This window comes from Vibrio pelagius (assembly GCF_024347575.1).
In the GTDB taxonomy this organism is placed as follows: domain Bacteria; phylum Pseudomonadota; class Gammaproteobacteria; order Enterobacterales; family Vibrionaceae; genus Vibrio; species Vibrio pelagius.
In genome coordinates this window covers 872948-887097 of record NZ_AP025503.1, presented here as the reverse complement: position 1 = coordinate 887097, position 14150 = coordinate 872948, and the positions used below count along the sequence as shown (strand labels likewise).

The following is a 14150-nucleotide window of genomic DNA, read 5'->3' as shown; positions in this document are numbered from 1 at the left end:
GTGAGCTCTCTATGAATCATTGGATCAGTTCATCTGATCGATTTTGGCTTTAACTCTCAACACCTTGTCGGCGTAGTTCGGGTCAGTTGCGTATCCAGCACTATGAATGCCTTTGATAAAGTTCTCTGAGCTGCCTTGATGTTGAAGCGCGGTTTGGTAACGAGGATTCTCATTTAGGAACTTCACGTAGTCGTTAAAGCTCTCTTCAAAGTTAGCGTATGAACGGAATGAAGCTTGCTCTTTTACCGCTGTCTTTCCGTGGAACTCTAGCGTTTGAGTCGCAACCTTATCGCCTTTCCAACTACGATCAGCCTTGATGTTGAATAGGTTATTACTATTGCCCAAAGAGTTTTTCACCATCTTAGAGCCCCAGCCTGTTTCGAGAGCGGCTTGAGCAAGAAGTAGTGATGAATCAACACCCAGAGCACGCGCTGCTTTTTCAGCATACGGACTCATTGAGGCAACGAAGGACTCCGGTGAGTCGAACGAAACAGGCTGTGCCGCCACGTTTGCCACTGTCTCTGGACGTTCTGTTCTATCCACTTTCTTAGAGTATTTAGGGCGCTCAAGTGCAGGATCAAACCCTTCTTGGCGAACCTTAGTTTCTTGATTGTCAGAACCTTGTCCAGCACTAAGCTGAGCAACAATCATATCTGCCAAGCCCAATGAACCCGATGCGCTCAACTCACTCGACATCTGATCATCCAACATCTGACGATAAAACTGTTCATTCTGACTGTTGAGCATGTCTGACTTGAAGCTAGAGTTGGCATCGCGCATCGACTTAAACAGCATAGAAGTAAAAATGGATTCAAACTGTTTTGCTGCGGCTTTAAGCGCTTCTTGTTCACTGCCCTCTTCACCATTGACCGCTTGTTGACGAAGTCGATCAAGACTGCCGATGTCGTGAATAAAGCCGATGTCGTTGTTGTTCTTAATCATGACCCACCCCTTAGATAATGATCAACTGGCCTTCAATCGCACCCGCTTGTTTCAGTGCTTGAAGGATTGCCATTAAGTCAGAAGGAGCCGCACCCACTTCGTTGACCGCTCTTACTAGGTCGTCCAGAGTCAAACCAGGTTCAAACTTAAACATTTTACCGTCACCTTCCGTGACTTCGATGTCTGAGTCAGGAACAACAACGGTTTGTCCGCCAGAGAAACCATTTGGCTGACTAACGCTTAAATTCTCTTTGATTGCTACCGTCATACCACCGTGAGTCACAGCAGCTGAACGAAGACGTACGTGCTTCCCAACAACAATGGTACCGGTACGAGAGTTAACAATGATCTTTGCTGAGCCCTCTGCAGGGTCAAACTCAACATTTTCAATCGCAGATAGGAAAGCGACACGCTGGCTAATCTCACGCGGTGCACGAACTCGAACTGAAGTCGCGTCTACAGCGGATGCCATCTGTGGTCCAAGGAAGTTGTTCACCGCGTCAGCCATACGCTGAGCAGTTGTAAAGTCAGACTCAATTAGATTGAACGTAATGTAATCACCACGACCAAATGGTGTTGGGATCTCTTGCTCAACCGTCGCACCACTCGAAATAATACCGACGTTCGGGTTGTTACCGACAATCTTAGAACCATCGTTACCTTGTGCGCTGAAACCACTCACGACTAGGTTACCTTGTGCGACGGCATACACTTGCCCATCAAGACCTTTCAGGAAAGTTTGCAGTAGCGTACCACCACGCAAGCTTTTTGCTGAGCCGATAGAAGACACGGTGACGTCAACGGTTTGACCTTGTTTAGAGAAAGCAGGAAGCTCTGCAGTAACAATAACCGCTGCCACGTTTTTGGTTTTTGGTTTAGTGCCGGGTGGCAATTGGATGCCAAAATTTTGCAGCATCGCGTTAAACGTTTGATCTGTAAAAGGTGTTGTTTCGCCAGTACCCGGCAAACCCGTTACCAAACCATAGCCAACCAATTGGTTACTACGAACACCTGCAACTTTTGCCACGTCTTTGATACGAGCGGCATGAGCAGTGGTGGCAAGAAATAACATGCCGAAAAGTACAAGTGCTAGCTTTTTCATGGGAGTAACCTGTCTCTATTGCTCTGATTTACATTAAGTTTCTTCTAAATCCAATACCGTTTGTTGATGGTCAAACAATCGGCACTGTGATTATCGCTATAGAGCTACATTAAAAAATCGTGCCAAGAATCCAGGCTCTTGCATATCTTGTTGTACGCCAGTACCGGAATATTGAATTCGAGCATTGGAAACACGGTTCGAAGCGATGGTGTTATCAAAGCCAATATCGTCCGGACGGATCGTGCCGCTCAAGCGAATGTATTCATCGCCGGTATTCAGCGTCATCCATTTTTCACCGCGTACCACCAAGTTCCCATTAGCCAACACCTCAATCACTTCTACGGTAATGTAGCCGCTGATACTGTTACTTTGGTTAGCCGATGCATCACCAGCAAAGGTGTTGGTGTTGCTTAGATCGTAAGAGAAGTTGTATTTGTCGATAGTCAGCTCTTGCCCACCGACAGCCAATGGCTCCATTGATGAGTCGTTCGATTTAGACATATCCGCGTTAGCTTTTTTAGTCGCACGCGTGTTTTCATCAAGCGCCACAGTAATGATGTCACCGATACCGCGTGGCTTAGAGTCATCGTACATACTGCCAATATGGTTGACATTAAATAGCGACCCCGTCGCTGCTGCGTAATGTTCGGGTTTCTGCTTAGGATGGATTGGTGCCCAAGCCGGATCACCCGCTATTGGATCAGTACGACCACGTAATGTGTCTACGATACCAGAGCTCTCTTCACTCGACTTATCACCCTCTACCGCATCGACCACAGTGGTGGCATTTTGTTGTTCTGGCGTTTCGATAGGCTCCAGCATGCTACAACCAGTCATCGAAGCTAGCAGGGCTAAACAAAAAATACGTTTCATGGTGATACTCTCTTAGTCAGCAGCAGGGATAATTACACGTTACTTAATCTAACGATTAAAGTTGTTGGTTAACAAAGCTCATCATCTTGTCTACTGATGAGATCACTTTTGAGTTCATTTCGTAAACACGCTGAGCTTCAATCATGTTGACCAGCTCTTCGGTTACATTTACGTTAGACGTTTCCAACATCGACTGGCGAATGTTGCCTAAGCCATCAAAACCCGGTACACCCTCTTGCGGATCACCACTCGCGCCCGTCGGCAGATAAAGGTTCTGACCAACAGGTTCAAGACCGCCTGGGTTTACAAAATCAGTAATCGTAATCTGACCAACAACGACGTTGTTCTGCTCACCACGAATACGCACTGAAACCTCACCATCGTTACCGACAGTAATCGAAATTGCATCTTCAGGAATGACAATTTCCGGCTGTAACGGGTAGCCTTGACCTGAAGTGACGATTGCGCCGTCGCCATTCAATGTGAATTGACCATTGCGGCTGTAACCTGTCTCACCATCTGGCATTTCAACTTGGAAAAAGCCGTCACCCTCGATCATCATATCTAGGCTGTTGGTTGTCGTTTGCGCATTACCGTGAGTGTGCACTTTTTGCGTCGCGACCACTTTGGAACCCGCCCCCAACATTAAACCACTTGGCAGTTCAGTGTTTTGAGACGATTGACCGCCTGGCTGATTGATATTTTGATAGAACAAATCTTCAAATACGGCACGGCTCTTTTTGAAGCCAACCGTTGATGCGTTAGCAAGGTTGTTTGAAATTGTTGAAATATTGGTTTGTTGGGCGTCTAAACCCGTTTTACTTACCCATAATGCTGGATGCATAGTATTTTCCTTTAAATTCTATTAGCTCATACGAAGCAGTGAATCAGACGACTTGTCCATCTCTTCTGCTGTGCTCATCATCTTGACTTGCATTTCAAATTGACGCTGTAGGTCAATCAAGCTTGTCATTTCACCGACGGCATTCACGTTACTGCCTTCGATGGCACCAGTCAGCAGCGTAACGGCTGCATCAGCTTCGTATGCCTGATCTGGGTTTTTCGAACGGAAAAGACCATTCGTATCTTTAAATAGGGTTTGATTATCTGGGCGAACCATTTTGATGCGATCGACAACGGCAAGTTCTTCAGCTGGAGCGCCTTGAGGAATCACCGAAATCGTACCGTCTGTACCAATTTCTACTTTGCTTAGTGGGATTGGTAAGGTAATCGGTGCGTCGTTTTCACCAAGAACAAGATGACCACTGCCGTTAGTCAGTAGACCGTTTTGGTCGATCTTGAGGTTACCGTTACGGGTTAAACCTTCACGACCAGAATTGTCCATTACCGAAATCCAACCATCACCTTGAATAGTGACGTCTAAATCACGGCCAGTCGTCACAACGCTGCCTTGCTCAAAATTATGGCCCGGGCGCTCTGTCATGCTGAAAACACGTGTTGGCATACCTTCACCGTACGCTTGCATTGAACGAGCTTGTGCTAGGTCAGCACGAAAGCCTGTTGTGCTTACGTTGGCGAGGTTGTTGGCACGTAGCTGCAAAGCTTGCATATTTTGCTTTGCGCCACTCATGGCTAAAAACAGTGCGCGATCCATAATTTTGCTCCAAAAAATCATTATCTAGAGCCAATAAAGCAATCACTGTGCCAACTATGAAATAATGTTTATAATCAGAGTGTTAGGTCGGAAAAAGGGAATTACAGAGATCAAAATGATCCTTTCTGCCAGGGGGTGGCAAGAACAAACGTTACCGCGCGGCAATTGAGGCGGCAAATAGATAGGCAAGCAACAATACCCAATTCAAACGGATTGAATTGGGTATTCGCAGATGATTCAGACCAAGAAGGTATTAACGAATCTGAAGAATATTTTGCTGTAGTTGGTTGTGAACTTCTAGAGAACGCGAGTTCGCTTGGAAGTTACGTTGAGCAGAAATCAGGTCAACCAGCTCTTGAGTCATATCGATGTTCGATTGCTCAAGTGAGCCATTGTTGATTCCACCAAATGAACCCTTGTTAGATTCACCCCAGATTTTATCACCTGAGTAATTAGTAGAATCCCACTGAGTGCCGCCCTTTTTATCTAGACCTTGCTCGTTAGGAACACGTACTAGACCAACACGACCTAGCATTACGTTTTCACCGTTTGAGTATGTACCTAGAACACTACCGTACTCATCGAAGTCAACCTTAGTTAGGAAGCCTGTTGTTGCGCCGTCTTCATCGAATTTTGTCAATTCAAACGGTGCTGCAAACTGCGTCGAAGAGTCTAAACCAAAGTTCAGTGTTTGTGTTACATCCGCGCCATTTAGGTTCACCGGTACGGCACCCGCACCTAACGCTTCAGACACAATTGGCTGACCATTGTTTAGGCTTGCTAGAGTTCCGTCGTTATTAAAGCGCATCGTATGACCGATATGACCCGTCGCGTTTGTCGCATCACCACCAGCAATGTTCAATGGCTTCTCACCTTCACTATCTGTCATAGTGTAGTAAGTCTGCCATGTGTTTGGCTGGGTTTGGTCTTTTAGGTAGTAAGTAGTTAGCTTGTAAGACTGACCCATAGAATCGTAGACCGTTGAAGAGGTCGCACGGTTATAAGTATCTGCATCATTGAAGTTAAACGCAGCCGGATCTTTTAGATCACCGTTTGCAGGTAGGTTGACACCCACTTCAATATTTTCAGTCTGTTTTGGCTTACCAAATTCAGCTGGAATCGCCAGCGGCTTCGGTGCGTAAGATAGAACTTCTCCCGAAGTTGGATCAACATCGTAACCTAGAAGAAACTCATCGTTAGAAGTAACCATGTAGTTATCTTTGTTTAGGTGAAATGCACCATTTCGTGTCAGTTCGTTGATCTCAGGTACCATACGGTCTTTTGCCACAGCGAAGAAGCCTGTGCCACTTACACGTAAATCCATTGGGTTGTTGGTATAAATACTTGAACCTTCGTGGAACTGCTGAGCAACTTTATTCGCTTGAGCACCACCACCTGGAGTGGTTTTGCCGTTCGTAAATAGAGAGCTTGAGTAAACATCACCAAATTCAGCACGCGACTCTTTAAAGCCAAATGTGTTTGCGTTGGCAATGTTGTTACTTGTTGTGTTCAGATCTAATTGAGCTGCGGATAGACCGCTTAAAGCTACATATGACATTCCAATATTCTCCTAATCTATCTAGCCAGCATATTCACTCTATCTTGAGCTACGCTTTGCCAACTTCTAGTACTTCAGCAAGTCGTACTGGCGATGTGAAACCAGCCAGATTGAGTAGTACGTTGCCATCACCTTTGCCAAGAAGCACACTGTTCACGTTCGCATACGTCGATACTTGGAACTCTGCGCTCTCTCCATCCAGTAAACCAGCCGCTTTCACGTTGTATTTACCAGCAGGCAATTGGTTGCCGTCTTCGTCTTTTCCGTCCCATTCAACACGTGTGTCACCTGCAGGCTTAGAGCCGACATCAAAGGTACGGACCAATTGGCCCACTTCGTTCTCAACACGGATCATTAAGTTATCCATAGCTTGAGGAAGTTTTACCATTGCCGCCATGCCGCCATCGCCGGGTTTCACACCTGCCGCGCCAGGAACTAACACATCACGCCCTACTAAAGATGAGGCCTGAAGTGCTTGGTTAGATGTCATTGATGAATTCAAGCTTTCAAACTGTGTATTCATCTTGCCAATGCCATCTACGGTCGCAAATGAAGCCATTTGCGCAATCATCTGGTCATTGCTGACCGGCTTAAAAGGGTCTTGCTGAGCAAGCTGCTTGGTCAATAACGATAAGAAGTCTTCTTGTTTAAGATCTTGCTTACCTGTTGTTTCATCAGGCTTTTTGCTGTCTTGAAGATTTTTAAGCTGATCAACATAGGACAAGCCGCTTTGACCAACATTATTGATTCCGGCCATATGCTACCTCCTTATCCTTATTGACCCATCTGCAGCGTACGCAGCAGCATTTGTTTACTCGAGTCAGCAACCTGTACGTTTGTTTGGTACGCACGTGAAGCTGAAATCATGTTTGCCATCTCTTCCATAACATTAACGTTTGGCTTGTAGATGTAGCCTTCGTCGTTTGCTAATGGGTGATCTGGGTTGTACTCCGCGCTAAGCGGTTTATCGCTTTCTACGATACCTAATACTTTCACCGGCACGGTATGACCGCTATTGCGTGCCTTACTTAACTCAGCGCCGAACACAGCATGGCGTGCCTTGTAAGTCTCATCAGCTGAGCTACTTACACTGTCCGCGTTCGCTAGGTTACTTGAGGTCGTGTTTAGACGAACAGATTCAGCACTCATCGCAGAACCAGTCACATTGAATACATTAAATAAGCTCATCTAATTATTCCCCTTTAATCGCTTTAGTTAAGTTCTTGAATTTACTTCCTAAGAAGTCTAGAGAGGCTTGATGCCTGATTTGGTTTTGCATGAACAAGTTTCGTTCTAAATCCAAATCCACCGTGTTGCCATCTCCTGTATCAGGTTGAGTAGGAATACGATACTTAGTTTCCCCATTCACCGTCGTTGAGGCAGAAATATGCCGACCGTCCGTGCGGCTAAGACCAATGCTTGCCCCAGAACTTGCCGCCTGCAGTGATTTTTTGAAGTCTAATCCTTTTGCCTTGTAACCAGGCGTGTTTGCTTGCGCGATATTGGTGGAAAGCACCTCAGCGTTGCGCTCACGTACACCAACTGTGTGTTGATGAATGCCTAATGCGTTGTCAAAAGAAATAGTCATGTAAACCTCAACTCAAGAACTGACTGTTATGAAATAACCAAAGCAATATGTATACCAACTTTTCAAGCCAATAGAACAATGAATGCTTTTTATCGGTTACTCGCTGTTTAGCCTGCAATTTACAAGCCAAGAGTAGAGTAAATTGGAATGTCACTCTGTTCTAAAGATATACCGAGCGGGGCAAAAAAGAAAACCCAGCGCGATGGCTGGGTTTGATAAGAAAAACTGGCGGGTCTATATGCTTGCTATGACTTAAGCTTATAAATGATGCCCGGGTTGCAGCGTACCATCTCAAAACGGTCAGTCAGACCAGTCAAAGACTCCGAAGCACCTAACAGTAGGTAGCCACCCGGATTAAGGCTGTTAGCCATCTGATTTAGCACTTTAGACTTCATGTCTGGCGAAAAGTAAATCAATACGTTGCGACAGAAGATAATGTCGAATTTACCTAACAGTGCGTAGCTATCCATTAGGTTTTGCGGACGGAAGTTAACCATGCGCTTCACATTATCTTTAATCTTCATACGGCCATCACCCGCATCTTCAAAGAAAGTACGGCGACGTTCAGGCGACAGGCCACGACCTAACGCTAGATTGTCGTACACACCAGCACGACACATATCGAGCATGCTCGCGGAAATGTCTGTGGCTGTGATCGAAACATTTGGCAGCATACCTGGCTTACGAGCTTGAGTCTCAAGCACGGTCATTGCCATTGAGTACGGCTCCTGACCAGAAGAGCTTGCCGCAGACCAAATCTTGATAGGACGCTTGTTTGCCGCTATTTCCGGAAGAAGTTTATCCGCAAGCACAGCAAACGGGTAAGTATCTCGGAACCAAAGTGTCTCGTTGGTCGTCATGGCATCAACTGCCGCCACGCGCAACTCGCGGTTTCTACCCGTTACCACATCTCTCAGTAAATCAGACAGAGACGCCAATTTAAATTTTGTAACTAAAGGACTAAGGCGACTGCGTACAAGATATTGCTTGCTATCACCGAGTACAATGCCACATTGAGATTCTAAAAAGCGGCTAAAATCACGATACTCTTGATCACTAATTGTTATAGCAGTCATTAATGTCTCTTTTTTATTCAGTTAACGCGGACTTAACCGCTGAACCAAGCTCATCTGGGTTAAATTTCGCGATAAATGAGTTCGCACCCACACGCTCAACCATTGCTTGGTTAAATACACCACTCAAAGACGAGTGCAAAATTACATATAGGTCTTTTAATTCTGCATGACGGCGGATTTCTGCAGTCAGTGTGTAACCGTCCATCTCGGGCATCTCGATATCCGAGATAACAAGAGAGATCTGGTCGTAAATGCTGCCCTCTGCCGACATCTGCATCAGTTTCTCGTAAGCTTCTTTACCATCTTTAACAGCAATCACTTCGAAGCCTATCGATTCAATAGCTCGCTGTACTTGCTTACGGGCAACTGTCGAATCGTCCGCAATCAGAATGCGTCTAACTAGTGGTTTCTCTTGCTCAACTTCTGCAATCTCTTCAGCAATTTTGCTGTCCATTGTTTCGTCAACCGGAGAGATCTCTGCAAGAATTTTCTCGACATCCAGAATTTCAACCAATTCGTTATCGATGTTAGTTACCGCCGTCAGGTAGTTCGCCTTACCTGCGCCATCAGGTGGCGGCAAGATTGACTCCCAGTGCATATTGATAATTCGCTCAACAGAGCTTACCAAGAAGCCTTGAATAGTACGGTTAAACTCAGAAATTACAACAAAACACTTTTCTACGTCTGTTGTTGGGCGACCGCCAATCGCTAAGCTCAAATCGATAACCGAGATGGTTTGACCACGAATGTGCGCAACCCCTTTGACCAATGGGTTTAAGTTCGGCATTAAAGTCAACTTAGGACACTGTAGTACTTCTTTAACCTTAAATACGTTAATACCATAGCGCTGACGCCCCATTAAGCGAAAGGTTAGTAATTCTAATCGGTTTTGACCGACGAGTTGCGTACGCTGATTCACTGAATCAAGAATACCCGTCATGAGCGCATCTCCATATCAAACTATTTTGATTAAAAAGTGTTAGTCTACTACAGGCTACGAACCATTAGAGGAACAGAATGACGTATCATAACTCAAATCTGCAACCATTTTCCATAACAACATGTAGAGCTTTTTTTAAAATTGTCGCTAAGTTTATCGGCATTATATCAATATTGTTTAGTTTTTTTGTACAAGGTGCGACATCAGAACAAATTGAGGCGATTCAAACTGCGGCTGAGCAGCATATTCTCGACACAGTTGAGCAACCCATGGGCGGTGAGCTTTTGGTTCAATCCGCCAATGTAGACTCTAGGATCAAGGCAACAGATTGCCCCACCCCTCTAGAAACTAGCGCCTCTACCGCTGCCAACACTCGTAGTAGCATCACCGTCCTCGTGCAGTGTATCTCTGATGAATGGCGAGTGTATGTCCCGGTTCGACTCTCTATTTCCGCACCGCTGGTCACAGCAACAAGAACCATCGCACGGGGTGAGATTATCGGCCAATATGATGTCACTACCGCTATGATTTCACTTCACCAATTTCGTCGCCAAGGCTATACCCTTCCGGAACAGGTCATCGGAGCCAAAGTGAAAAAGAACCTGCGCCCTGGTGATGTTATTGAGAGAGGTGATATTTGCGTCGTTTGTCGTAATGAGAAGGTTATCATACAAGCGGTTAAAGGTGGCATGACCATTACAACCAAAGGCACTGCTTTAACAGATGGTTCAACTGGTGATCAAGTGAGAGTGAAAAACGATAAATCACAGCGTATAATTGAAGGTATTGTTACCGATATGTCGGAAGTGACCGTTCATTTCTAATGAGTGAAATCGGACGCTCTTATCATAAGCAGGATGCAGCCCATCTCGGCATGGAAGATTTGTTGCTTTGTTAACACGCCGCCCTGCCAAAATGATACTCTATTAGAGAATTCAACAATCGAGTTAAAAATCTCTAAAGTAATTGAACCGGCGGCCGATAGCGACTGTACAGGTTCCCATATTCGTAGATAAAGGCTCAACTATGGCAGGCATTGATAATATTCGTTCAGGCCAAACCCTAACGACAACTAACCGCTCAGCGGCGCGTACTGATACTAGCAGTTCGCAAGCATCGAGCTCTGAAGTGTCGGCAAAGCCCGCAAGTAAAGATGCGGTATCGCTAAGCCAACAAAGTAAAGCTATTGGTCAAATGCACCAAGATATGGCTGCACAACCAAGCTTTGACCAAGTAAAAGTCGCAGCGATTAAAGAAGCGATCGCAAACGGCTCGTATACTGTTGACCCAGAAAAACTGGCTGACAACATGATCAAATTCGAAAACGAGCTTAAAGGCCTATAAGTTCGTTTTGCGTTCAACTGACTATTAAGCGTGATTAGGTTTTAGTATGGCAGCACTCGCAGACTTAGTTAATTTTCAACTTCAAAGCGCCCAAGCTCTCTCTGAACTGCTGAGTTCGGAAAAGAGCGCTATTACCAGTAGAAAATCAAGCGAGATTGAACGTATTGCTAAAGAAAAAGTCGTGCTGGTTGAACAGTTAAAAAATACCGACCAAAGAATTGCAGCGCACACTAATGTAACCGAGCTAAGCGAGAAGCCAGAGCTTGTCGAACTCGTCGCCCAAATCCGCTCTATTATTCACGATTGCCAACAAGCAAACCTTGTTAATGGTGAAGCACTCAACCGTGCACACCTGAGCTTCAACAAACTTAGCAACATGATGCAGCAAAGCCACGGAAAAATAGGCATGACATACAATGCCGGAGGACAGACGCACACCATATCTACGTTAGGAACCAACGTAAAAGCGTAGCTCTACTTTTCCATTCGAGTGACACACTCACCGCTTCAATCATTGAACTTAGTCTCAACTATCAAATTGGCTTAAGCCACTGAAAATAGAAAAGCGGCAAGTATCCAATACTTGCCGCTTTTTGCGTGAAACTGAATGTGGTTCTCTGCCACTTACCATCTGGAAAGCCAGCAACAGAGTTCATTATCAGTCAAGCAGCGCTAGAAAAGTGTTTGTTGTCGCTTCTCTGGTACGGCTTGAACCTCACCGTAATCGCGCAGTTTATCCATTTTCTTGATATCAAGCTGCAATTCAGTCACGTAGCTGTCGCCCACTGGGTAGCTGCGTACCACTTCTGCACCTCGAATAACGCCATCCACCGCGCCTGAAGTCAGTTCAGTACCTAAACGTTGGTCTTCAAGCTCAGCACGACCACTAACGCGCATACCATAGACCTGCTCTGCCAACTCACGATACGCATCAATCTTTGACGCACGCATCGCTCGAATGCGCTTCTCTTCATCGTTACGCCCTTTTTGTTCGCTAATGCTTGCGTAACCAACCGCTACCAAGAAATCGTCTGGTCGCATACTTTGCAAAGGTTGGCAGCCAACAAGTAATAAAGCCGCGAGTAAAAACATCACCTTCTTCATGACAGGCTCCTATGGGCGAAGAATAACCGTGTACGGTTGTTTAATTGTTGGATCTGAACGAATGATTACACCGTCTTGAGTGCGGATACTATTCAATGTATCTAAGTCACGACCAATACGGTCTGCAGGCAAGAAACCTTGCGCCGACGCGACAACAATACGCGTTTGCATACCGACTACACGAGCATTAACTAGCACACCGCCTTCTTGACGCAGCATAGTACCTGTCAGAACATATTGAACATCTTGCTCTTGCGCCAAATCTTTCCAATCTCGACTTAAAGCAAAATCCCCTTGCTGAGTCACCTGAATCGATCCCGTTGTTTTAAAGTCTACCACTTTAAAGCCACGACGCTGAAACTGATGGATAAAACCTTCAGAGACGGAATTTCCTAACCAGTTGGTCGAGTCCATATGTTGCAAATCAACAAACGAGGTGACGGCGATAGGTGTACGTGCCGATACGCTGGTGTTGGATAGGATCAAATCTTCGGTCATACTCTCTACAAAGTAGTCCATTGTATGACGCGGACTATCCATTAACATAAACTGACTACCCGAATACTCAGTCTTACCGTTATAGATAGGCGAATAAGCACATGATGTAATTAGCATTACGCTGATTACTACAAGCCATTTTTTCATCGTGTTCTCTCCAGATGTTTTAGTACCAGACTGTGCAACCTATTCTCACCACTCTTTCCTTTAATGGATTACAATGTTGGAACAGTCTTTGCTTTTGATTAATTGTTCAGATTAATAAAAGCAGCACTCAAATCAGCAGTTCGCTTCTGATAATTTGTTAAGCAATATTTATACCCAACTGGTAACAAATAGATGAAAAAAATATTTTCCACACTATTTTCAATAGGTTCGCTGCTCACCATGACTTTCAGTGCTCATGCTTCATGGTTTGAAGTTACCGGTACAGCGGCGATAGTCGCGTCTGAAGATGCGGCAAGAGTTCATGCCCTTGAAGATGCTGTTTATAAAGCGATGCAGTTCTCTGGAGGTGATATTGGTAGTATCGCTAACCTAACGCCCTATCTACAGCCGGGGCAAAAAGAGTATCAATTCACTAACCACGAAGTGAGATACATCCTCGTCGAAAAAGAGAGAAAGCGCAGCGGCAACATCATGATCACCGCCCGCATCGACATTTACCCTTCGGCAAATGGTTGCCATGAAAGTCAGTATAAGAAGACATTTTTGGTCGGCAACGTGGACCTCGCGTCTCCGCAACAAGCGGTAATGGGTCGAGTTTATAACATTGGCGACGACTTCAGCCACGTCATTAATCGCCAGCTATCTCAAGAGTCTCGCAGTTTTGTTTCCGTTGGTACCACCGATTACGAGATAGACCGACGCCAGCCAGAGACACTGAAAATGATCGCGCAAGACCATGGAGCGCAATACGTAATCGGCGGCACCATCACCGATTTAACGGCAACCATCGAGTCAAAACTCCTGCAAGACGATGTGATTAACCGTCAGTTTGCTTTAGAGATGCAGGTGTATGACGGCAAAACTGGCCATCAAGTTTACAACCGCAGTTATCGTGAAGTGGCAAAATGGCCTTTCCCGAAAACCAGTGAGGTGGATACCAAGAGTGCACGTTTCTGGGCATCAACCTATGGCAGCATGATGTTGCGAGTAAGCCGAAATATTATGCTCGATTTAGAGTCGGAAGTGTCGTGTAAAATCACTCTTCCGGAGGTGGCTGCCGTATTTGGTAATACCGTGACAATGGATTTAGGTCGTTTACATGGCGTTCAAAACGGCGACAAGCTTCAACTATGGCACACTGGGTCGTTTATCGATCAAAATGGCCTGCCTCGCAACAAGGTATCTAAGAGTGACATCACCCTTACTGTGACTCGTGTTTACGAAAACGAAGCTGAACTGACCATTGATCAACCTAGCTTAACGGGTAGCATTCAAATTGGCGACGTGATGCAGAAGTTGATGTAAGACCTTCAAATATATAACAAAGCCCTGAAGTAGAGTT

17 protein-coding genes are annotated in these 14150 nt (G+C 45.4%); 4 read left to right on the top strand and 13 right to left on the bottom strand.

Features of this window, described 5'->3' with window-relative positions; all coding sequences use genetic code 11:
* Nucleotides 1–24 precede the first annotated feature (24 nt).
* The 11 genes from flgJ to vsple_RS03960 form a co-directional block, all read right to left on the bottom strand.
* Complete coding sequence (flgJ, locus tag vsple_RS04010; RefSeq protein ID WP_261882729.1) at nt 25–942, bottom strand: flagellar assembly peptidoglycan hydrolase FlgJ; 918 nt, start codon at nt 940–942, stop codon at nt 25–27.
* A 10-nt stretch (nt 943–952) separates the two neighbouring features.
* Nucleotides 953–2044 (bottom strand): flagellar basal body P-ring protein FlgI, encoded by a 1092-nt coding sequence (locus vsple_RS04005; RefSeq protein ID WP_261882728.1) that lies wholly within the window; start codon nt 2042–2044, stop codon nt 953–955.
* Between the two features lie 96 nt (nt 2045–2140).
* Nucleotides 2141–2917 (bottom strand): flagellar basal body L-ring protein FlgH, encoded by a 777-nt coding sequence (flgH, locus tag vsple_RS04000; RefSeq protein ID WP_255231206.1) that lies wholly within the window; start codon nt 2915–2917, stop codon nt 2141–2143.
* A 55-nt stretch (nt 2918–2972) separates the two neighbouring features.
* Nucleotides 2973–3761, bottom strand: coding sequence for a flagellar basal-body rod protein FlgG (gene flgG, locus vsple_RS03995; RefSeq protein ID WP_032550127.1), 789 nt, complete (start codon nt 3759–3761; stop codon nt 2973–2975).
* Between the two features lie 21 nt (nt 3762–3782).
* Nucleotides 3783–4532 carry a flagellar basal-body rod protein FlgF gene (gene flgF, locus vsple_RS03990; RefSeq protein ID WP_255231207.1) on the bottom strand — a complete coding sequence of 250 codons (750 nt, stop codon included), beginning with the start codon at nt 4530–4532 and terminating at the stop codon, nt 3783–3785.
* A gap of 253 nt (nt 4533–4785) precedes the next feature.
* Entirely contained in the window at nt 4786–6090 is a 1305-nt protein-coding gene (gene flgE / locus vsple_RS03985) for a flagellar hook protein FlgE (RefSeq protein WP_255231208.1), read from the bottom strand.
* 49 nt (nt 6091–6139) lie between these two features.
* Complete coding sequence (gene flgD / locus vsple_RS03980; protein ID WP_261882727.1) at nt 6140–6847, bottom strand: flagellar hook assembly protein FlgD; 708 nt, start codon at nt 6845–6847, stop codon at nt 6140–6142.
* Between the two features lie 17 nt (nt 6848–6864).
* Entirely contained in the window at nt 6865–7278 is a 414-nt protein-coding gene (gene flgC / locus vsple_RS03975) for a flagellar basal body rod protein FlgC (RefSeq protein ID WP_032550123.1), read from the bottom strand.
* Nucleotides 7279–7282: 4 nt separating this feature from the next.
* The gene (gene flgB, locus vsple_RS03970) at nt 7283–7678 is read right to left on the bottom strand and encodes a flagellar basal body rod protein FlgB (RefSeq protein ID WP_102465501.1); all 396 of its coding nucleotides are present in this window, start codon (nt 7676–7678) and stop codon (nt 7283–7285) included.
* A gap of 245 nt (nt 7679–7923) precedes the next feature.
* Entirely contained in the window at nt 7924–8754 is an 831-nt protein-coding gene (locus vsple_RS03965) for a protein-glutamate O-methyltransferase (protein ID WP_255231214.1), read from the bottom strand.
* Between the two features lie 13 nt (nt 8755–8767).
* Nucleotides 8768–9694: a chemotaxis protein CheV gene (locus vsple_RS03960; RefSeq protein WP_255231216.1), complete on the bottom strand. Its 927-nt coding sequence runs from the start codon at nt 9692–9694 to the stop codon at nt 8768–8770.
* 77 nt (nt 9695–9771) lie between these two features.
* Between vsple_RS03960 and flgA the strand changes: the two genes are divergently transcribed.
* From flgA to vsple_RS03945, 3 genes are all read left to right on the top strand, one after another.
* Nucleotides 9772–10518 carry a flagellar basal body P-ring formation chaperone FlgA gene (gene flgA / locus vsple_RS03955; protein WP_261882726.1) on the top strand — a complete coding sequence of 249 codons (747 nt, stop codon included), beginning with the start codon at nt 9772–9774 and terminating at the stop codon, nt 10516–10518.
* A 202-nt stretch (nt 10519–10720) separates the two neighbouring features.
* Complete coding sequence (flgM, locus tag vsple_RS03950) at nt 10721–11038, top strand: flagellar biosynthesis anti-sigma factor FlgM (protein ID WP_255231218.1); 318 nt, start codon at nt 10721–10723, stop codon at nt 11036–11038.
* A 46-nt stretch (nt 11039–11084) separates the two neighbouring features.
* A complete protein-coding gene (locus vsple_RS03945) occupies nt 11085–11510 on the top strand; it encodes a flagella synthesis protein FlgN (RefSeq protein ID WP_261882725.1) in 426 nt (141 codons plus the stop codon).
* Between the two features lie 200 nt (nt 11511–11710).
* On the opposite strand, the gene flgP is transcribed toward vsple_RS03945, so the two are convergent.
* Complete coding sequence (flgP, locus tag vsple_RS03940; protein WP_255231221.1) at nt 11711–12142, bottom strand: flagellar assembly lipoprotein FlgP; 432 nt, start codon at nt 12140–12142, stop codon at nt 11711–11713.
* 9 nt (nt 12143–12151) lie between these two features.
* Nucleotides 12152–12787, bottom strand: coding sequence for a FlgO family outer membrane protein (locus vsple_RS03935; RefSeq protein WP_255231222.1), 636 nt, complete (start codon nt 12785–12787; stop codon nt 12152–12154).
* Nucleotides 12788–12979: 192 nt separating this feature from the next.
* On the opposite strand from vsple_RS03935, the gene vsple_RS03930 reads away from it, so the two are divergent.
* A complete protein-coding gene (locus tag vsple_RS03930) occupies nt 12980–14113 on the top strand; it encodes a flagellar assembly protein FlgT (protein WP_255231223.1) in 1134 nt (377 codons plus the stop codon).
* Nucleotides 14114–14150: the final 37 nt, after the last annotated feature.